Origin of the sequence: Pseudoalteromonas sp. HL-AS1 (assembly GCF_031198785.1) — a bacterium.
Taxonomy (GTDB): Bacteria; Pseudomonadota; Gammaproteobacteria; order Enterobacterales; family Alteromonadaceae; genus Pseudoalteromonas; species Pseudoalteromonas distincta.
The window spans coordinates 2,550,467-2,572,201 of the sequence record NZ_CP133569.1; the positions used below are offsets into that span (position 1 = coordinate 2,550,467).

Below are 21,735 nucleotides of genomic sequence, written 5' to 3' on the forward strand. Positions count from 1 at the left end.
CCTTAAGTTTTAATGATAATTTATTAATCTAGCAAATATACGTAATGCTATTTTGAGTCTTTTGCCATATATTATTACAATAACTAATTAGATTACTCTTACGGAACTGTTTATGTATTTTTACGCTGCACGCCAACCTATTTTAGACAGAGATAAAAAGCTCATCGGGTATGAACTTTTATTTCGCGATGGCGTTGATAACGTATTTCCCGATATAGACGGTGACGAGGCAACTACACGACTAATTGAAGGTAGTCAGTTTAATTTCGGCTTAGAAGATTTAACCGACAATAAACCCGCCTATATAAATTTCACCCTAGAGACGCTATCAAAGGGCTACCCAACACTATTGGGCAAAGATACTGTAGTTGTAGAAATCCTTGAAACTGTGCAACCTGGGAAGCGATTATTAGCCATAGTGAAAGATCTAAAAGATAAAGGTTACACTATTGCTCTTGATGACTATATTCATCAGCCTGTTTGGCGCCACTTTTATCCATTTATTGATATTATTAAAATAGACTTTTTAGCATCTGATATAGATACAATAAAAACGGTTCTTAATGATTTAAAACTGCACTCGCATATTAAGTTACTTGCCGAAAAAGTAGAAACCTATGAAATTTACCAACAAGCTCTAGAGCTTGGTTTTGATTATTTCCAAGGATTTTTCTTCTCAAAACCTGAAATGGTACAAAGTAAGGCTCTACCGCCTTCAGAAATGGCATTAGCTGAATTACTTTACGAAACATCAAGCGTTGATATGGATCTTAAAAAAATCACTGATGTGTTTGAGCGTGATGTAAACCTATCTTACAAATTACTTAGGTATTCAAACTCTGCTGCCTTTGCAAGGCGTGCTGAAATAAGTACCATTAAGCAAGCCCTTATAGTGCTTGGTGCTAACGAAATTAAAAAACTATTATCATTATTATTTGCAGCGCAAGTATCAGCAGATAAACCTGTAGAGCTAATTAGGCTATCGCTTACGCGCGCTCGTTTTGGTGAGTTACTCGCTATATCCCATGGACAATTTAAAGATACCGGCATGGCATTTTTAACCGGTATGATGTCTCTTATGGATGCTATTTTAGATGAGAGTATGGAAAGCGTTATGAAAAAGCTTCCACTTTCGAATGACATAAAAGCAGCGTTATTAAACGATGAAGGCTTGCTGGCAAAATATTTAAACTTAGTTAAGTATTATGAACAAGCTAACTGGTCAGCCGCAAACGAATTAACGAAAGAGCTAAACCTAGGTGAAAAAGTTCCTGATGCCTATCATGAAGCACTCACTTGGGTTAATGAGCAAATGCAGTTAATAGTTAACGAAAAATAAGTAACCCGAACTCTGGTTAAGGTATTTACTAATATATTGAATCATAATGATACTTAAGTTTATTTTTCTCTAGCCAAAGTTCAGATTATATATAAACAGTCAATAAAAACGCCAGCATTTAGCTGGCGTTTTTATCAGTGGCTTCAATTATAAACTTTCTAAAAAGTCTTCATCAAAATCAGCTGGCTCTTCTTTTATAGGTGGGTTGCCATCGTACAGCTCATAAATTTGACGCTGGAAGTAAATATCTTTTACAAATAAGTACGGATCAAGTGAATCATTTAATAGCCCTTCTTGTGGGATTAATGATGCACGCGCCTCAACTGCTTTTAAAACAAATACTAAAATAGTTTGTGGAGTCGTTAGCGCAACTTCAGGTAATACAAAGTTATCGACTACATCACCGGTCAGGTTACGTGCTGTTGTTGGCCCCATACCTGGTAGCATTAAATAGGCGCCATCACCTACGCCCCATACACCCAACGTTTGTCCAAAGTCTTCATCGACTATTTCAAGACCTAGTGAGCTTGCAACATCAAAGATACCAAACAGACCGACAGTAGAGTTAACTAAAAAGCGTGCTAAGCTCACACTTGCATTACCCGGTTTACCTTGCAAACCCGCATTGATCATATCTACAGGTGCGGTGATATTACCTGTAAAATTAACAATACCGTTTCTTACCGGTACAGGCGTTACTTCAACATAACCTACAGCAACTGGGCGCAACAAATAAGCATCCAGTACATCCATATTAAAGTCATATAATGGACGATTAATACTTTGCAGCGGATCTCTGTCATCTACTTTGCTTTGAGGTACTTGAGCACAGCCGGCTAGTATCAATAAACATAAAAAAGTAAAACTGTGTTTTAACATCTAACGTCCTTAAGGTATTAATGTATCAATTTGAAGTTGGTAGTCACTTACACTTTCACGCTTTAACGCCTGTGAATGACCTTCTAGCTCACCAGAGCTTGGCATAACAGAGTCATCGATAGAAATACGCGCCGAAATAATAATATTTTCTGCACTAGATAAGTTAAGCCCTGCAACCATTGCACTACTATCACTCAACTCAACTGTAATTGGAAATGAATATTTAGTCAGCTTAACAGCAGCCAATGGCATAGGTGAGCCAGTTGCAGCTTTTGCAAATATAAACAAAATACCGTCTTTTGGCTGTTTATCAATAAGCTCTTTTGCAATGTCGACTGTAACTGCAATAGCACCCGTTGTAGTAGTAACTGGCATAACTGAGCCTTCACTTTGCATTTGCTGCTCAATATCAGCAATACGTTCTGAGATCATGTTATAACGTGAATCATTTTTTTCCATGCTCGCCAATAAAACTTCAAATGCAGTTTTAGCTTGAGGCCAATCTTTACGCTCATACGCTATCAGCGCTAGTAACGAAATAGCATCTAAATTTGTAGGCTCAACGTTTAGCACTTTTGAAAGCATACCTGCCGCGCGAGTCATATTAGCTTCGCTACCTTCAAGCAATAAAACCTGACTGTAACTAATAAGAACCTGCATATTATCAGGGTTCATACGTAGTGCTTTATCAAATGACTGCTGCGCCATGTCAAATTCATTAAGCGACATAGCCACTCGACCAAGTAGCATCCAAGCAACTTCATCATCGCCAGAGCGGCTAAGTTTAGTACGAAGCGCCAATGCAAAAGCCTGCAGCTCATTTTGACTAAGCGGCTCACCTTTTTGCATTACAGCACGCTCGCCATAATCAGCTAAATTATCCATTGCATCATGCCAAGCCGAAATTTGCTGCTGACTGCCTGTAAAACTATAAAAAATCCCTGTAAGTGCAAGAACAAATGCACCGCCTGTTAAAGCAAAAATACGGTTATTACCTTTGCTGTTAAGTGATTTCTCTGGTGATAGCTCGTTCAATAAGCGACGTTTTAATTCAACAATTGATTCTGCGTGATTTACGCTATCAATGCGTTGATTATCTAAATCAGTTTGCAAATCGACTAAACGCTGCTCATAAATACTAATTAATTCAGCATTGGCGTTATGAGTAATCGTTTGAACACGCTCTTTTTTTAAAAAAGGTATCATAACAAAGCTAAGAGCAATCAGTGTGAGTAAGGCAAAACACGCCCACATTAAAATCATTTAGCTTTGCTCCTGACGTTTATTTTGTTCAATTAGCTTCGCTAGCAGCATTTCATCGTCGCTGCTCCATGTTTGTTTTACTGATGCTTTTCGTTGGCGAATAACAATAAAACCAAAGCCAACAATTACAATTAACACCGGTAGTACCCACAGCACTAAAGTCGCTGGTGTAACAGGTGGGTCGTAATGAACAAAATAGCCAAAGCGGTCAATCATATAATCAATCACTTCGTCTTTGCTTTTACCTTCTTTAACCAATACGAGCACTTTATCGCGCAAGTCTTTAGCAACAACAGCGTCGGAGTCCGCAATGTTTTGATTTTGACACTTAGGGCAACGTAGCTCTGTGGTTAACTCTTCAAACAATATTGCTTGTTTGTTGTTATCAAATTGATAGCGATCTTGCTGTGCAAACGCACCCATGCTTACAAAAAGGCTAAGCGTAAGTAGTAACCACTTCATCATTTAAGCTCCTGCATAATTGGCGCAAATTTAGCTCGCCATACTCGCGGATTTATATCACCGGTGTGATGTAACAAAATAGTGCCGTTTTTATCGACTAAAAAAGTTTCTGGCGCACCCGACACGCCTAAATCCAACGACAAAGTACGGTGTAAATCTAAAATATTAAATTGGTAAGGGTCACCTGCACGTTGCAGCATATCAGTGACTTCGCTGCGAAGTGATTGCATATCAAACGGGCCATCAAAATCAGCGTCGTAACCTTGTACGTAATATAGTCCAATAATTTTAACGCCTTGCTCACGTAACTTAGTTAAATAACCAAGTTCGACTAAACATGTTGGGCACCACGTACCCCATACATTTAATAAGTAAACTTCACCTTTTAACGACTCGTTAGTCCACTGCTTATTGTCTTGCATTAAATCAGGTAAATTAAACGCTGGCATTTCTTGACCTAACCGCCCTGTTTGAATTTCACGAGGGTTGGCAAAAAGACCTTGGTATAAAAATACACACACAAAAGCAAACACCAAAAGCGGCGCAATAGCTAAAATTTTACGGTTCATAAAACACTCTCCGGTGCATTTTTACGGGCTGTTTTAGCTGATGTACGGTAACGTTTATCAAATAAAATCATGAAACCTGCAAATGACATAAGCACACCACCAATCCATATCCAGCGTACAAATGGTTTATGATAAATGCGAAGTGACCATGCATCACCACTTAATTGCTCACCTAATGCTAAATATAAATCACGTTTAAAACCGGCATCTATTGCCGCCTCAGTCATAAACTGCATACCAATGTCATATTTACGTTTTTCGGCGTGTAAACGTGTTACTAGCTCATTATTTTTAAGCACAGATACAACGCCCGCATGACCGCTGTAGTTTGGCCCACGAATAGTTTTAACGCCATCAAAGCGATATTCATACTCATTAAGCTGTGCTATTTCACCCGGTTTCATAGATACATCACGCTCTACTGAATAAGCCGAGGTAAGTGTTACGCCCGCAATAATAAATGCAATACCAATATGCCCAAGTACCATAGCCCAGTAACTTACAGTAAAGCGTTTTAAGCCTTCTTTTAAGCTCCCGTGCACAGCTGCTTTGGTGTAAATATCAATCCCTGTTGATATTGCAATCCAAACCGCCAGTGTTGTCGCTAATAACGTAAGTGGTTTTACTAAATCGTAACTTGAGAATAACCAAGCGCAGGTAATCACAACACTTGCTAATACGCCCATTAATATTTTGTTTTGCAAAAAAGCCCACTTGTTTTGCTTCCAACGTATAAGTGGTCCGATCCCCATCAAAATAGCAAACGGTACTAAAATTATTGCAAACATCTTATTAAAAAACGGTTCGCCAATAGAAATGCTACCTAAGCCCATTTCTTTATGAACCATTGGCAACAATGTACCTAACATAACAATTAATGTAGCAACAACTAAAAATATATTATTGAGCCATAAGGCCACTTCGCGCGATACCAGCTTGTATCGTCCTTCACTGTGAACTTGTGACACACGCATTGCATATAACGCCAAGCCACCACCGACAACGATGCCTAAAAAGGCGAGTATAAATAAGCCTCTATCGGGGTCTGTAGCAAACGCATGTACCGATACAATAATACCCGAGCGTACAATAAACGTACCTAGCAAACTTAAAGAGAATGCTGCAATTGCGAGTAATACGGTCCATGATTTAAATATACCGCGCTTTTCTGTCACACTTAATGAATGCAGTAATGCGGTTGCAACAAGCCAAGGCATAAGCGCTGCGTTTTCTACTGGATCCCAAAACCACCAGCCGCCCCAGCCTAGTTCTGAATACGCCCACCAGCTACCAATAGTAAGACCTAAACCTAAGAACCCCCATGCTGTCATCGTCCACGGGCGTGACCATTTAGCCCATGTGTTATCAAGTTTACCTGTTAACAATGCCGCTATAGCAAAAGAGAAAGCAACCGACAGCCCCACATAACCCATGTACAGTAATGGTGGATGAATAATCATACCGGGATCTTGAAGCAGCGGATTCAAGTCACGCCCTTCTACCGGAAAATAAGGAAGTAGGCGCTCAAACGGGCTTGAAAGCAGTAAGGTGTACATCATAAAACCTACACCTAAAAAGCCAAGTACACCCAGTACGCGAGCACGTAATACCCAAGGTAATGATTTAGAACGCGCTGCTACAGCAGCAGTCCAACCCGCTTGCATTACTAACCATAATAAAATAGCACCTTCATGACCGCCCCACGTAGAGGTGATTTTATAGTACCAAGGCAGCGTACTACTTGAATGATACGCTACGTAAGATACGGTAAAGTCGTCTGTTAAACTTGCATAAATAAGTGCAGCAAAAGAGATTAGTACAAAAGCAAACTGGCCTATTGCTAAAGATGGAGCCGCACGCATTAATCGAAGATTACCAGTATGCGCGCCCCAAAGAGGAAAAATACACAGTAAAACGCTTAGCACCATGGCAAGCGTTAAAGAAAAATAACCAATTTCTGGGATCATAGCTAATTACCACTATCTAAGTTGTATTTTGGTTTTTCGTGCTTAATACCTTTAACTGCCTCTGCAACTTCTGCTGGCATATATTCTTCGTCATGCTTTGCTAGTACTTCAAATGCTTCAATAACATTAGGCTCGACTAATACGCCCTGCGCTACAATGCCTTGCCCCTCACGAAACAAGTCTGGCAATATGCCTTGATAACGCACAGTCACTAATGGACCTGTATCTATTAGCTTAAAGCTTACTTGTAAGCTTTGTTCATTACGCTCAACCGTGCCTGGCACAACCATGCCGCCAATACGTAACTTTTGACCTATATGTGGTTTTTCTTTGTTAGGGCCTTTGCCATCAATTAATTCGCTTGGCGTATAAAAAAGATTAATATTTTCTTGCAGTGCATAAAGCACTAAACCAATTGACCCACCAATACCAAACAGTACGGCAATGATTACCAATAGGCGCTTTTTACGTCTTGGATTCATGAGATTTGTTCCTGCTTAGCTTTTTTAATTCGCGCTTCACGTATTATTTGTTGCTCCACTGAAGCCATAATACGCTTGGTGTCTCTCAAAGAGTTCACTAAAATACCGAGTAAAATAAGTGCGCATGTACCAAAAGAAAGCCAGACATAAAATCCATAACCTCCCATTGCAATAAAATCAGAAAAAGAGTCAAACTGCATAATTACCCCTTATTTAACAACGAGCGCACCCACGGTCGGTGCTTTTCACGTTGCAAAATTTCATTTTTAAGACGAATTAAAGTCACTGTTCCAACAAAAGCAGCAAAGGCTAAAATATTAACCATAAGAGGCCAGAACATACTTGGATCTATTGCTTTTGTGTCTAGCTTTGTAATGCTTGCACCTTGATGTAACGTATTCCACCACTCAACAGAGTAATGAATAATAGGTAAATTAATTACGCCAACAATTGCTAAAATAGAAGCCGCACGCCCTGCTGACTTCTTATCTTCAAATGCATGGTAAAGCGAAAGCACACCAAGATATAAAAATAATAAAATAAGCTCAGACGTTAAACGTGCATCCCATACCCACCAAGCACCCCACATAGGCTTACCCCATGCAGCGCCAGTAATTAGCGCTATAGCAGTAATACATGCACCAACAGGCGCAATAGCAATAACAGCAAGCTCGGCATTTCGTAGTTGCCATACAAGTGCAACAATGGCGGCAATTGCCATTGAGGAGTAGGCGCCCATGGATAAAATGGCAGAAGGCACATGAATAAAGATGATACGGTAGCTGTCTTTTTGTTGGTAATCGGCAGGTGCAAAACCAAGCCCCCATACCCATCCAACAATCATACTAACTACGGTAACTACGGCAAAATAAGGCAGTAACGTATTGCATAACTGGTATGCACGCTCTGCTTTAGCATAGGGATGTAACCACTTCCACATTAACTTACACTCACTTTTAAAGCTGACGATATGGCAATTGGTGCGCTAATAATAGCAATAAGTAACATTGCACCAAGGATGGCAAGCTGCCCACTATAATCCAGTGACATTGTACTGGTATCGATAGCCGACGTTGCAAAAATCAAAACAGGAATATACAAAGGCAGTACGAGTAAACTCATCAAAATACCTCCTTTTTGTAGCCCCACAGTAAGCCCAGCGCCTATTGCGCCAATAAAGCTCAATAATGGTGTGCCTAATAATAATGTTAAAACGGTTGCTGTTAATGCCGTACTTTCTAGGTTTAACAACAACGCAAACAACGGGGTCATTAATACAAGTGGTAAACCTGTTACCACCCAATGAGCAGCCACTTTAGCGAGTACGGTTAGCGATAATGGATAAGAGGATGCAATTAACTGCTCCAACGAGCCATCGTTAAAATCATCCCTAAACAACTTATCTAGGCCCAACATGGTAGAGAGTAATGCGGCAACCCAAATAATACCTGGCGCCATTCTCGCAAGTAGACCGGGCTCAGGCCCTATTGCTAACGGAAATAATGAAATTACAATTAAGAAGAATAAAATAGGATTTACAATTTCGGCGCGCTGGCGAAACGCAAGTTTTACATCTTTGGTAAATACCGCACTAAATAGCAACCAATAAGAGTGTTGACGAGTCATTAGTGGCGATACTCCAGTGTAACCGTTTGTAAGTTACTAAAGTGGGTCGTTAAGTCTTGGTGGGTCGTTAATAAAATGGCACCACCGCTTTGTAAGTGTTCAGTAAATCGCTGCTGTAAAAAGGCGACACCGCTTTTATCAAGCGCGGTAAATGGCTCATCAAGTACCCATAATTTAGCATCACTTAACCAAAGCCTAACTAGCGCTACACGTCGTTGTTGTCCAGCAGATAGCATTCTAACGGGTACATCTTCAAGTCCAACAAGGCCAAGTTGCGCTAAAATAGGATATAAATCAGGCTCATTTATGTAGCCATTGATTTGTAACCAGTGGCGAACATTTTCAACTGCACTAAGCTGAGTACTTACACCTGTTTTATGCCCTATAAAAAGCAGCTCTCTGGCATACTCTTCATAGTACTTAGATATAGGTTGATCTTGGAACAGAACAGACCCTTCATCAGGCACAGAAAAGCCAGCAATAATACGCAATAGCGATGTTTTACCAGCCCCATTAGGACCCGCTAATTGCATGATTTGACCGCTATTAAGGCTAAAATTAAGATCCGCAAACAAACAACGATCTTGCTTGATGCAGGTGACGGACTTAATGTGTAACAAGATGACGATTCTCTCTGCCAAAAATTAGGCGTTAGTCTACCATAATGATAGGGTAATACGAATATTGCTTTATAATCGATTAACAAAAACTTGATTTAAAATAATGAATACACCAACGCAAATAACATTATCTAACTCATTGGTTATCAATCAATCTGCTCACAGCCAGACCAATGAGTTACCACAGTTACCTAGTGAGGTACTTGCGGCTAAAAACATCCAATTTTCGAAAGACTCGATTACGCTTGATGTATTTATTGATAAACATTGGCAAACATTAAGGCTTGGCACTTCAAGCGCACCACAAAACCTGCAAAAAATAGTCAGTGCTAACATACAAATCAGCCCTGATGGTAAGCAGCTCAACATCTCGCCAAACAGTACAACCCTTACTTTAAATCAGCCAGTACAATTACAGCGCTTGTTAAATTATGTAAGCACGGGCACTGAGGTACAAAGCCAACCAATGGATGTACAGGTTGCTGTATCCCCGTCTCCCAAGTTAGTTATTGATAAACTCAACGCAAATATTGCCATAAATAAAGACGTAGCCCAGTTACTTACAACTGAACAGCCTTTAAAAGTAGTTGTTAGTACGACTAATAAAGGCGCACAGATTAATGTTATTAACCGCTTTGCTGATACAGTTCACTCGCAACCACTTAGCCAAACTAAACTTACTAATTTACTCGCGGCCTTATTACCCAGTGCGCAGCTTCAAGTAACACCAAAACTGGCTATTTTAACTCATCCTCAAAAGTCAGGTTCATTTACAACACCTATTACTAATCAACAACTTGCCGAGCTACCTAATACACCGATTAAAGTAAATTTAGTAAACCAGGCAGATAAATTATTTATTAAAACTGATACAAACAATATAAAAGTAACGCTTAACAACTCATTCTCAAAACCATTTAACGAGTTACTTTTAGCGCAAAAAAGCAATGCACCTGAAGTAGCCGTTTCTGCGAGTAATATTAAAGTAAATCCATTATTGACCCTAAATAGTCCAATAAAATCGTGGTTACAAAATAGTTTTAGTGATTTAAAAACGCGAATTAATGATGCGGTTAAATATTTTGAAAATAAGCCTTTTGCTACAATAAGTAAATCTGAGTTAACGCAGCTATCAACTTCGCCTACGCAACAAAAAACGTCTTTAGCTATACAACTGAGTGAATCACCGCTAAATAGAGTTAACATTACTCAAAGTGTAAGTACTGCGTTAAATAACAATACGAGTAATATTTTGCCAGAGCATTTTTCAAGGCTCCCGCCTATTGTACAATTAACGCAACTAGTAAAAGGAAGTGTTAGTGTTTGGCAAACACCTGCTAACACAGCAACAACCTACACGCCAATAACAAATAATACTACCCCAGGTGAAGTGGCGAGCGCTAAGCCAAGTGATTTAAAAGCAAGCCAATTAAAACCCCTTATTACTAGTGAAAACAGTAAATCGAACACCTTGCTTAACCCTACCAATGAAGTAGTCACTAAAGGACTTACCACCTCCTCAGCACAGCTTGCAATAAACGATAACAATCAAAACAACACAAGCACAGTGAACACTAAAAGCATTACCTTGTTAACTGAGCCGTTATCTAATGCGCCCTCTCGTAGTCAAATGCTACAACCAATAGAAGCAAAACTATTAAGTACATTATTAAAGCTTCCTGATGCCACAACCCCTACAGATAGGCTGGCTTACAATAAACAACTTTTAAGCAGTCAAATTACTGATATTACAAATAAGGCAATAAAAGACACCCCTGATTTAACTCGCTTAATTAATCAAGCATTTAACCGTATGGTTTCAAGTAATAACATAAACCCTGCAACCATACAGCGTGAGATACTTGCTACTTTACAGCCCACTCAACTAGCGGGTGATATGCTGCAAAGTAGTTTCACTAAAGGGCTTGAGCAGGTGGCTGTGAGTATTTTAGCTGCGCCTATGATTAGCCAATCCGTAACGCCTATCAGTTTTAATAATCAAACTGGCTTAGATGCTCTCTTACAAGTACTTATACCTACTTTTAAAATGGGTAACACGGGAGCAAAAATGCTTGAACAGCTTCAACAAGCTCAAGTACAAGCTTTGGCCAGCGAAATCGTACACGTTAAAAACACACTTACCCAAGTAAGTGTCTCAACACCAAATCAACAGTCAGACACAAACCCGCTTGCACAATTTTTATTACCGATGAGATTACCTCCAGAAGCAGCCCAAACAGAAATAACACTTGGACAGTATAAAAAGCCAAGCGCCGGTAAATTAGAAGATAAAAATGTATGGTTTGTCAGATTAAACTTTGATTATGCCCAACTTGGGCAGCTACAAATTACTGCAGAGTTAATGGATAAAGCAATCGATTGCCAGCTATTAGCCTCGAGCCAAGAAGTAAGTGCAATTGCTCACCCTCACTTAGATAATTTAAGATCAAAACTAGCTAAACATGGCTTACAAGTTGGCGAGCTCAATTTAAGGCGAGGCGATGCCAACAATCAGGCATTCTATAAATCTCACGCAATTATTAATATTAAGGTTTAGCTATGAGTGAAACACCGATTAATAAATCGGCCATTGGGCTTTTGTACGAAGCTGGTAACACACCCACTGTAAGTGTTAAGGGGTTTGGTGAATTAGCTGATGAAATAATAGCTGCGGCTAAACTAAAAGGAATTATGATCCACGAAGATGCAGCACTTGCTAAAACGTTGTCGCATTTAAGCTTAGGGGAAGAAATTCCTAAAGAGCTTTATTATGTTATTGCAGAGCTTATTGCGTTTTCGTATGTATTAAGAGGTCAATTTCCACCAGGTTGGCAGGACTTTCAAGGTAAGTTAAATATTAAGGCTTGAGCCAATTTATTCGCACATAAAAAAAGGCGCTAAGCACCTTTTTGTTTATGTAATGAAAATAGTAATTCGGCTTCTGCTCGTGGTAGTTCGCACTCGCGTATTACTTCATCAAGGTCTGCACCTAACTCAACCATTTTTACAGCACGAGAGTAAATTTTAGCATCAGGGTCATCGTATTTTTGCGCCGCTTGCTGTTGCATTAAATCTTGGTTTTGTTGTTCAACTTCAAGCACTCGCTTACCAATACTTAAGAGCCCGGTTCTAATCTCCGAAATTTCACTGCGCAAAATATGAGTCTGCTCAGAGCTATCTTTAAGCTGCTGCGATACAGCATTAATTTCATTCGCGTGTTTATTTTTTAATGCAATAATTAACGCCAGCGATATAAGTCCTACCGCTAACGCTGATATAGCTATACTAAGTAACACCATAATTTATTTGGTAAAGCTTATATATCGCTTAACTCATCCCATTCGTCATCACTGAGTAACTTATTTAAATCAACCAAAATCAGTAATTCATTATCGCGGTTACAAACACCTTGAATAAACTTAGCGCTTTCTTCAGTACCAACATTTGGCGCACTGTCGATTTCAGAGCTGCGCAAGTAAACCACTTCCGATACGCTGTCGGCTAAAATACCAATAACTTGCTCTTCTGCTTCAATAATTAAGATGCGAGAGTTGTCAGTTGCATCAGCAGCTAGCAAACCAAAACGTGCGCGAGTATCAATAACGGTAACAACGTTGCCGCGTAAGTTAATAATACCAATCACATATGAAGGTGCACCTGGTACAGGAGCTATCTCTGTATAACGAAGTATTTCTTGTACTTGCATTACATTTACGCCGTAGGTTTCTTCCTCTAGCTTAAACGTAACCCACTGTAAAATTTCATCGTTATTATCTGCGTTTTTATTTGCTGACAGTAATTTATCTTGATTCATGCTATTACCCCGTAATGGTCATTACTACTGACGGCTATCTAAGCCTTTCTCTAATAATATATTTAAATTATCTACGTCTATCAAAGCACACATTTTTTCTTTTATAACGCCAGCAAGCCATGGGCGCTTGCTTTTATTTGTACGCCATTTTACATCTTCTTTACTCAATGTAATGTTATTTATCAACTTTTCAGCTAATAAACCCCACTGGCTATCACCTAGTGTAATCAAATATTGATAATCTAAAGATGCCTCTAATTTATCATCATATTTTTCTGGCATAACCCAACGCGCAGTATCAACAACATTAAGCTTTTCTTCTCTGTTGAGCATCACGCCTTTAAACCATTTCGGCTTACCAAACAAATGATTTACTTCACCTAATTGATGTATTCCACCAAGTGCTTTTAATGGCACAGCCAAGGTCAAGCCAGCAACTTCAAAAAACAATGCCTGAAATTCACCATCAAAATAGTCTGATTGGCTAGTAGTTACAATCTCCAGCTCTGGCTTTTCTATAGTAGTAATTGCAGGTGCTATTACTTCCTCGTCAACCACTTCATTAACTTTTTCAGTTTCAAACGCTGGCTCAGCTATTGGCTCAATTTCAACATTGAGCAAGTCATTATCAAATGTACTCTCTGCTGCTTTTAATTGTTCTTTAGGTTTTGAATGAATATGCTGTTGTGAATCATCTGGGATTTGCTCAAGTAATTTTGCAACTGGCTCAAGGTTATCTACAGGCTCATCTTCACATAACAAAGCCCCGAGGTATTGTTTCATTACTTTTTCATTAGCAAACAATTGCTTACTCATTCATTAACCTTGTTCAATTAAATATTCTAGCAGTGCTTTATATGCGTATACACCGCGCGAGCGAGGACAATACTCTACAGGTACTTTTTGTGCAAAGCTTGCATCTCTAAATTTGGTATCCACCGGTATCACACCTGGCCAAACTTTATCACCATATGTACTTTGCAATGTTTTGTATGCTTCTAACGATGCTTTGGTACGTTTGTCGTACATGGTAGGAATTATAGTATATTGATAATCTTTTGCTTGAGAGGATTGCATCAAATCCATAGTTCGCATCATTCTATCAAGCCCTTTGAGTGCTAAAAACTCCGTTTGCACTGGCACTAAAATTCGCTCACTTGCTGCAAGCGCATTGACCATTAACCCCCCTAAAACTGGAGGGCAATCTAAAATGGCATAATCGTAATGTTCGCTAATTTTTGCAAGCGCTTTTTTTAGTATTAACCCCATCCCTGTTTTATTACCCATACTTCGATCAAGTGTAGCTATTGCCATAGTCGCAGGTAAAATATCCAGGTTTTGAAGTGTTGATGGACACAAAGCTTGGAGTATCTCTTCACTTTGCATACTTGTACCACGGGCAAAAATATCGTACACACTGACTTCTAAATCCTCTGAGTCAATGCCAAAGTAATAAGTGAGTGACGCATGAGGGTCTGTATCTATAAGCAACACACGTTTACCTTGTAATGCCAAAATACCGGCAAGGCTCACTGCGGTTGTTGTTTTACCAACCCCTCCTTTTTGATTAGCGACAGTCCAAATCTTCACATTACATCCTAATTACTGTTCATTGCGCGTTGTTATGCGAATACCACCATGAGGCAAACGAATTATTTTTATTGTATCGTCATCTGAAGGAAGTTCAATTTCAGGTTCAATCACTGCAGGCTCATCAGCTTGCCCGTCACTTTTAACCTCTTGTTTTGGCGGTAATCCATACTTAGAAAGTGCGATAACAACTTTACGATTTTCTGCGCGCCCTTGTTCTGTATCGTTACTTGCAAAAGGTGAATATTGGCCATAACCTTCTATCGCCATTCTAGCTGAATTAATGCCTAATGCTTCCAGCTCTACTAAAATTGACGTGGCTCTAGCTACCGACAGTTCCCAATTTGAGCGAAATATTTCATTGCGAATACTTTCATCATCAGTATAACCTCGTACTCTTACATAGTTATCTACTGGTGCAATAATATCTTTAACAATCTTGACGACCTGTTTTGCTCGAGAGTGTGCAACTGAACTACCACTTGAAAATAACATACCTGAGCTTAGCTCTATAATCAGCCAATCTTGGTTAAGCTCTAAACTGGCTTCTCCATCACGGATTTCATCAATAAGCGCTGACTGTAATTTAATTAATAAACTATCAAGAGGTTTGCCTAAATACTTTTGCTGGATGTTACTTGTATCACTTTGGCCGTCGAGTAGCTCAGGACCTTGCTCTTCTTTTAATATACTTTCGCCATAAAGAACTTCTTGTTCAGGTGTCACTCTATCTGTCAATATTCCATTACCGTTGACACCTTCACCTTGCTGGGAGTATTGGCGAGCTGACTTATCAAAAACCTGTTCAAGGGAATCTGACAATATTTGGAATTGTTCTTCTTTATTAATCGCTATCGCATACAGAACCACAAAAAAAGCAAACATAATAGTCATATAATCGGCATACGATACAAGCCAACGTTCGGTATGTTGACTTTTAGCAGCAGAGTGACGAAGTCGTCGGCGTAACATGTTATTCGTCCACTAAATTAGGGCGCTCTACACGATAGGCTTCAAGCTTTAATTCTATATTTACTGGGCTTTCACCTATGCTTATTGCAATAACGCCTTCAGCAAGCATTTCATGGTAAAGCATTTTTTGCTCTACACGCTGTTTTAACTTATTTGCCATAGGTAAAAACAATAAATTAGCTAAACCAACACCATAAATGGTCGCAATAAATGCCGTTGCAACGCCGGCGCCAAGCATTTGTGGATCGGTAATAAACGACATTGCCTGTATTAAGCCAAGCACCGCACCTAAAATACCAATGGTAGGGCTGTAACCCCCCATTGCTTCATAAACACGCGCGGCTTCAAGCAAACGATCACGCTCTAGCAGTAAATCAATTTCAAGCGTGTCACGTAGTTTTTGCTCTGAGCAGCCATCGACAAGTAAGCTTAAACCTTTTGCTGCATACGCATCTGGGTGAGCTAAGGCTTCATTCTCAAGCGCTAAGTAACCTTCTTGACGTGCTTTATGAGACCATCGTTTAACTTGCTCTATTGCGTCTTCAATATCGTATTGTGGTGCAACAAAAACCCACGAGCTCATATTTAGCATCTTTTTGAATGTGCTAGCAGAGGTTTGCAACATAACAGCGCCAAGCGTGCCACCTAGTACAATAATAAGCGCAGGGCCATTAAATAAAGCTGAAACAACACCGCCTTCTAAAGAATAACCTAGACCTATTGCACTAAGTGCTACCAATAGTCCAAATATTGAGAGTTTATCCACAACCTACCTCTCTCATTATACGCGCTGCAACATCGCTCAATGCTAAGCTTTCACTTGAAAGCCCCGCATTAGCAATTGCTTGGGGCATTCCATAAACGACACAGCTTTTCTCATCCTGTGCCCAAATAGTTGCCCCCGTTTGTTTTAACATTCTTGCACCATCACGACCATCAGCGCCCATACCTGTTAAAATAATAGCAAGTACATCGCCTTGATACGTTTTAGCTGCACTAGCAAACGTTACATCTACGCTTGGTTTATAACTTATTCTCTCGCTATGATCTTCAAATACGCGCAGCGTTCTATTTGCTCCACGCCCCTCTACCATCATCTGCTGTCCGCCAGGCGCTAAATAAGCAGTTCCTGGTTGTAAACGATCGCCTTGTTGTGCTTCTTTCACTTTTATTTGGCACAAACCGTTTAAGCGCGCTGCAAACGCGGGTGTAAATGCAGCGGGCATGTGCTGAATAAGTAAAATAGGGTGAGGAAAATTAGCAGGCAATTGAGTCAATATAGTTTGCAGAGCAACAGGACCACCTGTAGAAGTACCAATAGCTAAAAGTTGATATTGTTTTCCACTTGCTCGCATTGAGGCAACATTTGAACTTGTCGATGCAACAGGCGCAGCTCTTTGAAAGCTTCTATCAGGCTGCTTGATTTGAGTTGTTGATGTGCTTGTTCTTTGCGAAAGTGAACTTGTTGGTTTCGTTGAAATGACTGGTTTAGCTGGTGTTGCCGCTCTAAATGTTCGCGGTAAACGTCTTCGCCCTATATCTTTTACTTTACTTTGCAAAAGCTTAATTGCATCTTCATTATTGCGCGCAATATCTTCAAATTTTTTCGGTAAAAAATCCATTGCGCCAGCATCTAACGCATCAAACGTTGCTGTTGCACCATCACGTGTAAGTGATGAAAACATTAAGATAGGAGTTGGGTTACTCGCCATTATCTCTTTAACTGCGCTAATACCATCAAGCACAGGCATTTCGACATCCATGGTGATCATGTCAGGACGCAATTGAGCTGCTTTCTCAACAGCCTCTCTGCCATTAACAGCAAAGCCTATAACTTGTATATCGCTATCTTGCTCAAGGATTTCGCTTACTCTACGGCGAAAAAAGCTTGAATCATCAACAACTAAAACTTTAACAGCCATTTAGCTCTCTTATTAAATTTATGCGTAGGTATATATTAAATATATACCTACTTTATTATTAGCCTGCGTAATGTTTTAACATGTTTGGAACGTCTAAAATCAGTGCAATGCCACCATCCGAAGTTATTGTAGCCCCTGCCATACCTGGCGTTCCTTGAAGTAACGCATCAAGCGGCTTAATCACTACTTCTTCTTGGCCAATTAATGAATCAACAACAAAACCAATTTGTTGCGTACCAATTTGTACAATAACGACGTGACCTTTAGATTTTCGCTGAGAACGATCTGAGCCTTTTACTAACCAATGCTCAAGGTAAAATAACGGTATCGCCTTTTTACGCACAATAATTGTTAATTGCCCATCAACTACATTCGTCTTCGTTAAATCTAAATTGAATATCTCACTAACACCAGCCAGTGGTAACGCAAATGTTTGTGCGCCAACAACGACCATTAATGTCGGTAATATAGCCAAGGTAAGTGGTACTTTTATTTCTAAAATAGTACCGACACCAAGTTCAGACTGAATGCTTACTGAGCCATTAAGTTGCGTGATCTTAGTTTTAACTACGTCCATCCCTACACCACGGCCTGAAATATCAGATATTTCTTCTTTTGTAGAAAAGCCAGGTGCAAAAATCAGGTTATATGCTTCGGTGTCAGAAAGTCGACTCGCCTGGTCATGATCGAGTACGCCTTTACTAATTGCAATTTTTTTCAGTTTTTCAGCATCCATACCTGCACCATCATCTTTGATGGTTAGCAAAATATGGTCGCCCTCTTGAGACGCTGATAAAGTAACATTACCTGTTCTAGACTTACCTGCAGCTTCACGGACAGCGGGCATTTCAATACCATGGTCAACTGAGTTTCTAACTAAATGCACAAGCGGATCGGCAAGTGCTTCAACTAAGTTTTTATCTAGATCGGTTTCTTCACCAATAAGCTTTAAATCAATATCTTTATTTAAGCTACGTGCTAAGTCGCGTACAACGCGAGGGAAGCGACCAAATACTTTCTTAATTGGTTGCATTCGCGTTTGCATAACCGCACCTTGAATATCCGCAGTCACTACATCTAAGTTAGAGATTGCTTTACCCATCGCTTCACTGTCTGAGTTAGTCGCTAAACTAACCAAACGATTTCGTACAAGAACTAACTCACCAACCATATTCATAATTTGATCGAGTCGTTTTGTATCTACGCGAACGGTGGTTTCTGCAGCTGGTGGCGCTGATTTTTTTGGAGCTGCTGCTGGTGGTGCTTTAGCTGCTGGCTTCTCTGGCGCTTTTTCAACTGGTTTTGGAGTAGGAGCTTTAGCTGGCGCAGCTTTTTTTACTGGTTCACTCACTTGTTTAGCTGGCGGTGAAACAGGTTCAGGTTGTTTTGCAGCTGGCGCACTTTCTATCGATTTAGGAGCAGTGCCTTTACCATGAAGTTCATCAAGAAGCGCTTCAAATTCGTCATCACTAATTTCATCATCTGATGAATTAACTGTATTTGCCGCTGGTGTAGCTGGTTCTACAGGTGTTTTATTGGCATCATTTTGTTCAGGTTTGATCGTAACTTCACCAAAACTGCCAACACCATGTAACTCGTCTAATAAGCTGTCAAATTCATCATCAGTAATATCACCACTAAAATCACTACTACTTGCTACTGGTTTTTCAACTGCAGGACCTTGTCCTTTACCGTGTAGCTCATCAAGTAAGCTTTCAAATTCGTCTTCAGTGATTTCATCTATTTCAGCATCGCTAACCGAAGGCGCTCCGCTAAATAGTTCATCAAATGCAAACGGATCTTCATCATCAGCTACCGGTGTATCCACCACTTCATTATGAGGTTGTTCAACCTCTGTTTGTGAAGAGGCTTCAGTGGCTTCGGCTTCTGTTGGAGGTAGACCTAAGATATGAAGAGTATGAAGTAATTCAGGATCTGCAGGTTCAGGCTTGTCTCTGTTTTGGATAGTCGCAAACATCTCATTAATGGTGTCTAGTGCTTGTAAAATAACATCCATTAACTCTGAGTTGACTGTTCGCACGCCTTGACGTAGTAAATCAAATACGTTTTCAGCACCGTGACAAGCATCAACAAGTTCTGTCATAGCTAAAAAGCCTGCACCACCTTTTACAGTGTGAAAACCTCTAAATATAGCGTTTAGTAACTCGGTATCTTCTGGATTATTTTCCAGCTCAACTAACTGTTCAGATAAAAGCTCTAGGATTTCTCCAGCCTCTACAAGAAAGTCTTGTAAAATATCTTCATCGACTTCAAACATGCAGTTACTCTCCTCTTAGAAGCCCAAACTTGATAAAAGATCATCAACTTCATCTTGATCAGATACAACATCATTACGCGATTCTTTATCAATGATAGGGCCTTCAGGACCTGCTAAAGTTTGTGTGGCAACTGGTTCTTTTATTTTTTGTTGTTCTACTTTATTCGCGGTGCTGTTAGTGTCGTCTTGTTCAGCAAACGCAGTTAAAAGATGCAGTAAACTTTCTTCTACTTCCCTAACAAGTTCAATAACACGGCGAATAACTTGACCTGTTAAGTCTTGATAGTCTTGAGCCATTAGTACATTTGTCATTAAGCTTTGAAGCTCATCAGTCTTATGATGAGAGTTGTTCATAAACTTATCGATGCTATGGCAAAGTTGCTTAAACTCACCAAGCTCAATCTCGCGGCTCATTAAACGATCCCATGTCGGTTTGATATGAGATATTTCGTCCGCTAACTGTTGGGCTATAGGAAGACTCGCTTCCACTGCATCCATTGTTTTATTAGCCGCATTTTCTGTCATTTCTATAACATAATTAAGCCGCTTTTTAGCATCTGGAATCGCATCTGTCGTTATATCAGTTAAGCGAGTATCAAGCTCAAAACTTTTAAGGGCTTCGTGCAGTTGACGAGTCAACTTTCCAACTTCAGCAAATAATTCAGATTGCTCTTTAGAAGCAGCCTCTAAAATCAACTGATTTGCTTTGTCTTGCTCATCATTTTCTAAAAAAACAACGAGCTGACGAGCTTGTTCTAACGTTATTTGAGGCGCAGCTGGTGCTGGCATAAGCCTCTCCCCCATCATTAGCCTAAGCGTTCAAATACTTTTTCTAATTTAGTTTTTAATGTTCCAGCCGTAAATGGCTTAACAATATAACCATTCACGCCAGCTTGCGCCGCAGCTATTATTTGTTCTTTTTTAGCTTCTGCCGTTACCATTAATACAGGGATATGTTTTAACTTCTCGTCTGCACGTATTGCTCTTAAAAGATCAATACCCTGCATTCCAGGCATATTCCAATCCGTAACTACAAAATCAAACACTTGATTTTGCAACATAGGCAAAGCTGTAGACCCATCATCAGCTTCTTGAACGTTAGTGAAACCTAAGTCACGTAACAGGTTTTTTATAATGCGTCTCATCGTTGAAAAATCATCGACTACAAGAATTTTCATGTTTTTATCCAAAACATCCCCCAGTGAGGTATTAACCTTTGTTTGCTTACTACTAATTTATCCAGTCATTGATTTTAGCTTTAAGCTTAATCATCGCCTGACCATGTATCTGACTTACACGCGATTCACTTACATCGAGTATATGTCCTATTTCTTTTAAATTCATTTCATCGTTATAGTATAAAGAAAGTACCATTGCATCACGCTCTGGTAATGACTTAATTGCACTTAGCAAAGACTCATTAAACCGATCATTTTTAACATTATTAAAAGGTTTATCTTGCGCTAAATCTTGGCCTACGGGAGTTATAACATCCTCATCAACACCAAGGTCTTCAATACCTAGTATTTTACTCGCATTCACATCATTTAAAATATGATGGTACTCATTGAGTGAAATTTCAAGTTTTTCAGCAACTTCTGTATCTGTTGGTTCGCGATTAAGACTACTTTCGAGTCCTGTAATTGCTTCTGCAACTTGCCGGCTTTTGCGATGTACTGAACGAGGAGCCCAATCACCACGGCGCATTTCATCAAGCATGGCACCGCGAATACGAATACCTGCAAAGGTTTCAAAGCTTGCGCCCTTAGTTGCATCGAAGTTTTTTGAAGCTTCTATTAAACCTATCATTCCTGATTGAATTAAATCATCAAGCTGAACGCTAGGTGGTAATCGAGCAATTAGATGACATGCCACTTTTTTGACAAGTGATGCATGTTTCTCAACAATCACATTTAAGTTTTGTGTTGATTGATATCCCATAGCTCTATTCA

At 39.7% G+C, this 21,735-nt stretch carries 24 protein-coding genes; 3 read left to right on the forward strand and 21 right to left on the reverse strand.

Translation table 11 applies throughout. The features are described 5' to 3' along the window. Positions 1-112 precede the first annotated feature (112 nt). Positions 113-1,339: an EAL and HDOD domain-containing protein gene (locus tag RB214_RS11830; RefSeq protein WP_004335679.1), complete on the forward strand. Its 1,227-nt coding sequence runs from the start codon at positions 113-115 to the stop codon at positions 1,337-1,339. Between the two features lie 147 nt (positions 1,340-1,486). Here the strand turns inward: RB214_RS11830 and RB214_RS11835 are convergent, their stop codons facing one another. From RB214_RS11835 to ccmA, 10 genes are read right to left on the reverse strand one after another with little or no spacing between them, the layout of a single operon-like run. After that, complete coding sequence (locus RB214_RS11835) at positions 1,487-2,218, reverse strand: VacJ family lipoprotein (protein WP_002959276.1); 732 nt, start codon at positions 2,216-2,218, stop codon at positions 1,487-1,489. Between the two features lie 9 nt (positions 2,219-2,227). Next, positions 2,228-3,481: a c-type cytochrome biogenesis protein CcmI gene (ccmI, locus tag RB214_RS11840; RefSeq protein WP_309167087.1), complete on the reverse strand. Its 1,254-nt coding sequence runs from the start codon at positions 3,479-3,481 to the stop codon at positions 2,228-2,230. Next, positions 3,482-3,943 carry a cytochrome c-type biogenesis protein CcmH gene (locus RB214_RS11845; protein ID WP_309169005.1) on the reverse strand — a complete coding sequence of 154 codons (462 nt, stop codon included), beginning with the start codon at positions 3,941-3,943 and terminating at the stop codon, positions 3,482-3,484. Continuing rightward, a complete protein-coding gene (locus RB214_RS11850; RefSeq protein ID WP_002959281.1) occupies positions 3,943-4,512 on the reverse strand; it encodes a redoxin family protein in 570 nt (189 codons plus the stop codon). Before RB214_RS11850 ends, RB214_RS11845 begins: the two co-directional genes overlap by 1 nt. After that, positions 4,509-6,479: a heme lyase CcmF/NrfE family subunit gene (locus RB214_RS11855; RefSeq protein WP_309167088.1), complete on the reverse strand. Its 1,971-nt coding sequence runs from the start codon at positions 6,477-6,479 to the stop codon at positions 4,509-4,511. Before RB214_RS11855 ends, RB214_RS11850 begins: the two co-directional genes overlap by 4 nt. 2 nt (positions 6,480-6,481) lie before the next feature. Further along, the gene (ccmE, locus tag RB214_RS11860; RefSeq protein ID WP_002959283.1) at positions 6,482-6,961 is read right to left on the reverse strand and encodes a cytochrome c maturation protein CcmE; all 480 of its coding nucleotides are present in this window, start codon (positions 6,959-6,961) and stop codon (positions 6,482-6,484) included. Further along, complete coding sequence (gene ccmD / locus RB214_RS11865) at positions 6,958-7,161, reverse strand: heme exporter protein CcmD (protein ID WP_002959284.1); 204 nt, start codon at positions 7,159-7,161, stop codon at positions 6,958-6,960. The genes ccmE and ccmD overlap by 4 nt, the downstream gene beginning before the upstream one ends. A 2-nt stretch (positions 7,162-7,163) precedes the next feature. Further along, a complete protein-coding gene (locus RB214_RS11870; protein WP_002959285.1) occupies positions 7,164-7,901 on the reverse strand; it encodes a heme ABC transporter permease in 738 nt (245 codons plus the stop codon). Further along, complete coding sequence (gene ccmB / locus RB214_RS11875) at positions 7,901-8,587, reverse strand: heme exporter protein CcmB (protein ID WP_002959286.1); 687 nt, start codon at positions 8,585-8,587, stop codon at positions 7,901-7,903. Before ccmB ends, RB214_RS11870 begins: the two co-directional genes overlap by 1 nt. Further along, the gene (gene ccmA / locus RB214_RS11880; protein ID WP_152609331.1) at positions 8,587-9,207 is read right to left on the reverse strand and encodes a cytochrome c biogenesis heme-transporting ATPase CcmA; all 621 of its coding nucleotides are present in this window, start codon (positions 9,205-9,207) and stop codon (positions 8,587-8,589) included. The genes ccmB and ccmA overlap by 1 nt, the downstream gene beginning before the upstream one ends. Before the next feature lie 103 nt (positions 9,208-9,310). On the opposite strand from ccmA, the gene RB214_RS11885 reads away from it, so the two are divergent. After that, positions 9,311-11,764 carry a flagellar hook-length control protein FliK gene (locus tag RB214_RS11885; protein WP_309167092.1) on the forward strand — a complete coding sequence of 818 codons (2,454 nt, stop codon included), beginning with the start codon at positions 9,311-9,313 and terminating at the stop codon, positions 11,762-11,764. A 2-nt stretch (positions 11,765-11,766) separates the two neighbouring features. Continuing rightward, positions 11,767-12,075 (forward strand): EscU/YscU/HrcU family type III secretion system export apparatus switch protein, encoded by a 309-nt coding sequence (locus RB214_RS11890; protein WP_182675089.1) that lies wholly within the window; start codon positions 11,767-11,769, stop codon positions 12,073-12,075. Between the two features lie 29 nt (positions 12,076-12,104). On the opposite strand, the gene RB214_RS11895 is transcribed toward RB214_RS11890, so the two are convergent. The 11 genes from RB214_RS11895 to RB214_RS11945 are packed head-to-tail and all read right to left on the reverse strand — an operon-like array spanning position 12,105 to position 21,724. After that, positions 12,105-12,506 carry a DUF2802 domain-containing protein gene (locus tag RB214_RS11895; protein ID WP_024595394.1) on the reverse strand — a complete coding sequence of 134 codons (402 nt, stop codon included), beginning with the start codon at positions 12,504-12,506 and terminating at the stop codon, positions 12,105-12,107. A 17-nt stretch (positions 12,507-12,523) separates the two neighbouring features. Further along, complete coding sequence (locus RB214_RS11900) at positions 12,524-13,021, reverse strand: chemotaxis protein CheW (protein WP_002959294.1); 498 nt, start codon at positions 13,019-13,021, stop codon at positions 12,524-12,526. Between the two features lie 24 nt (positions 13,022-13,045). Next, positions 13,046-13,837, reverse strand: coding sequence for a chemotaxis protein CheW (locus RB214_RS11905; protein ID WP_024595393.1), 792 nt, complete (start codon positions 13,835-13,837; stop codon positions 13,046-13,048). A 3-nt stretch (positions 13,838-13,840) separates the two neighbouring features. Beyond that, a complete protein-coding gene (locus RB214_RS11910) occupies positions 13,841-14,611 on the reverse strand; it encodes a ParA family protein (protein ID WP_309167100.1) in 771 nt (256 codons plus the stop codon). 12 nt (positions 14,612-14,623) lie between these two features. Next, entirely contained in the window at positions 14,624-15,583 is a 960-nt protein-coding gene (locus tag RB214_RS11915) for a flagellar motor protein MotB (protein WP_024595392.1), read from the reverse strand. Between the two features lies 1 nt (position 15,584). Further along, the gene (locus RB214_RS11920) at positions 15,585-16,349 is read right to left on the reverse strand and encodes a flagellar motor protein (RefSeq protein WP_024606204.1); all 765 of its coding nucleotides are present in this window, start codon (positions 16,347-16,349) and stop codon (positions 15,585-15,587) included. Continuing rightward, complete coding sequence (locus RB214_RS11925; RefSeq protein ID WP_309167103.1) at positions 16,342-17,505, reverse strand: chemotaxis response regulator protein-glutamate methylesterase; 1,164 nt, start codon at positions 17,503-17,505, stop codon at positions 16,342-16,344. The genes RB214_RS11920 and RB214_RS11925 overlap by 8 nt, the downstream gene beginning before the upstream one ends. Positions 17,506-17,563: 58 nt before the next feature. Then, positions 17,564-19,783 (reverse strand): chemotaxis protein CheA, encoded by a 2,220-nt coding sequence (locus RB214_RS11930; protein ID WP_309167105.1) that lies wholly within the window; start codon positions 19,781-19,783, stop codon positions 17,564-17,566. A 15-nt stretch (positions 19,784-19,798) separates the two neighbouring features. Further along, entirely contained in the window at positions 19,799-20,572 is a 774-nt protein-coding gene (locus RB214_RS11935; protein ID WP_149602298.1) for a protein phosphatase CheZ, read from the reverse strand. A gap of 17 nt (positions 20,573-20,589) precedes the next feature. Next, positions 20,590-20,973, reverse strand: a complete 384-nt coding sequence (gene cheY, locus RB214_RS11940; RefSeq protein ID WP_004588308.1) for a chemotaxis response regulator CheY — start codon at positions 20,971-20,973, stop codon at positions 20,590-20,592. Positions 20,974-21,013: 40 nt separating this feature from the next. Beyond that, positions 21,014-21,724 (reverse strand): RNA polymerase sigma factor FliA, encoded by a 711-nt coding sequence (locus RB214_RS11945; RefSeq protein WP_033012732.1) that lies wholly within the window; start codon positions 21,722-21,724, stop codon positions 21,014-21,016. Positions 21,725-21,735 lie beyond the last annotated feature (11 nt).

Coding starts and splice junctions, on each gene's coding strand:
- RB214_RS11830 (WP_004335679.1), top strand. CDS start 113: ATGTATTTTTACGCTGCACGCCAACCTATTTTAGACAGAGATAAAAAG.
- RB214_RS11835 (WP_002959276.1), bottom strand. CDS start 2,218: ATGTTAAAACACAGTTTTACTTTTTTATGTTTATTGATACTAGCCGGC.
- ccmI (WP_309167087.1), bottom strand. CDS start 3,481: ATGATTTTAATGTGGGCGTGTTTTGCCTTACTCACACTGATTGCTCTT.
- RB214_RS11845 (WP_309169005.1), bottom strand. CDS start 3,943: ATGAAGTGGTTACTACTTACGCTTAGCCTTTTTGTAAGCATGGGTGCG.
- RB214_RS11850 (WP_002959281.1), bottom strand. CDS start 4,512: ATGAACCGTAAAATTTTAGCTATTGCGCCGCTTTTGGTGTTTGCTTTT.
- RB214_RS11855 (WP_309167088.1), bottom strand. CDS start 6,479: ATGATCCCAGAAATTGGTTATTTTTCTTTAACGCTTGCCATGGTGCTA.
- ccmE (WP_002959283.1), bottom strand. CDS start 6,961: ATGAATCCAAGACGTAAAAAGCGCCTATTGGTAATCATTGCCGTACTG.
- ccmD (WP_002959284.1), bottom strand. CDS start 7,161: ATGCAGTTTGACTCTTTTTCTGATTTTATTGCAATGGGAGGTTATGGA.
- RB214_RS11870 (WP_002959285.1), bottom strand. CDS start 7,901: ATGTGGAAGTGGTTACATCCCTATGCTAAAGCAGAGCGTGCATACCAG.
- ccmB (WP_002959286.1), bottom strand. CDS start 8,587: ATGACTCGTCAACACTCTTATTGGTTGCTATTTAGTGCGGTATTTACC.
- RB214_RS11885 (WP_309167092.1), top strand. CDS start 9,311: ATGAATACACCAACGCAAATAACATTATCTAACTCATTGGTTATCAAT.
- RB214_RS11890 (WP_182675089.1), top strand. CDS start 11,767: ATGAGTGAAACACCGATTAATAAATCGGCCATTGGGCTTTTGTACGAA.
- RB214_RS11895 (WP_024595394.1), bottom strand. CDS start 12,506: ATGGTGTTACTTAGTATAGCTATATCAGCGTTAGCGGTAGGACTTATA.
- RB214_RS11900 (WP_002959294.1), bottom strand. CDS start 13,021: ATGAATCAAGATAAATTACTGTCAGCAAATAAAAACGCAGATAATAAC.
- RB214_RS11905 (WP_024595393.1), bottom strand. CDS start 13,837: ATGAGTAAGCAATTGTTTGCTAATGAAAAAGTAATGAAACAATACCTC.
- RB214_RS11915 (WP_024595392.1), bottom strand. CDS start 15,583: ATGTTACGCCGACGACTTCGTCACTCTGCTGCTAAAAGTCAACATACC.
- RB214_RS11925 (WP_309167103.1), bottom strand. CDS start 17,505: ATGGCTGTTAAAGTTTTAGTTGTTGATGATTCAAGCTTTTTTCGCCGT.
- RB214_RS11930 (WP_309167105.1), bottom strand. CDS start 19,783: ATGTTTGAAGTCGATGAAGATATTTTACAAGACTTTCTTGTAGAGGCT.
- RB214_RS11935 (WP_149602298.1), bottom strand. CDS start 20,572: ATGCCAGCACCAGCTGCGCCTCAAATAACGTTAGAACAAGCTCGTCAG.
- RB214_RS11945 (WP_033012732.1), bottom strand. CDS start 21,724: ATGGGATATCAATCAACACAAAACTTAAATGTGATTGTTGAGAAACAT.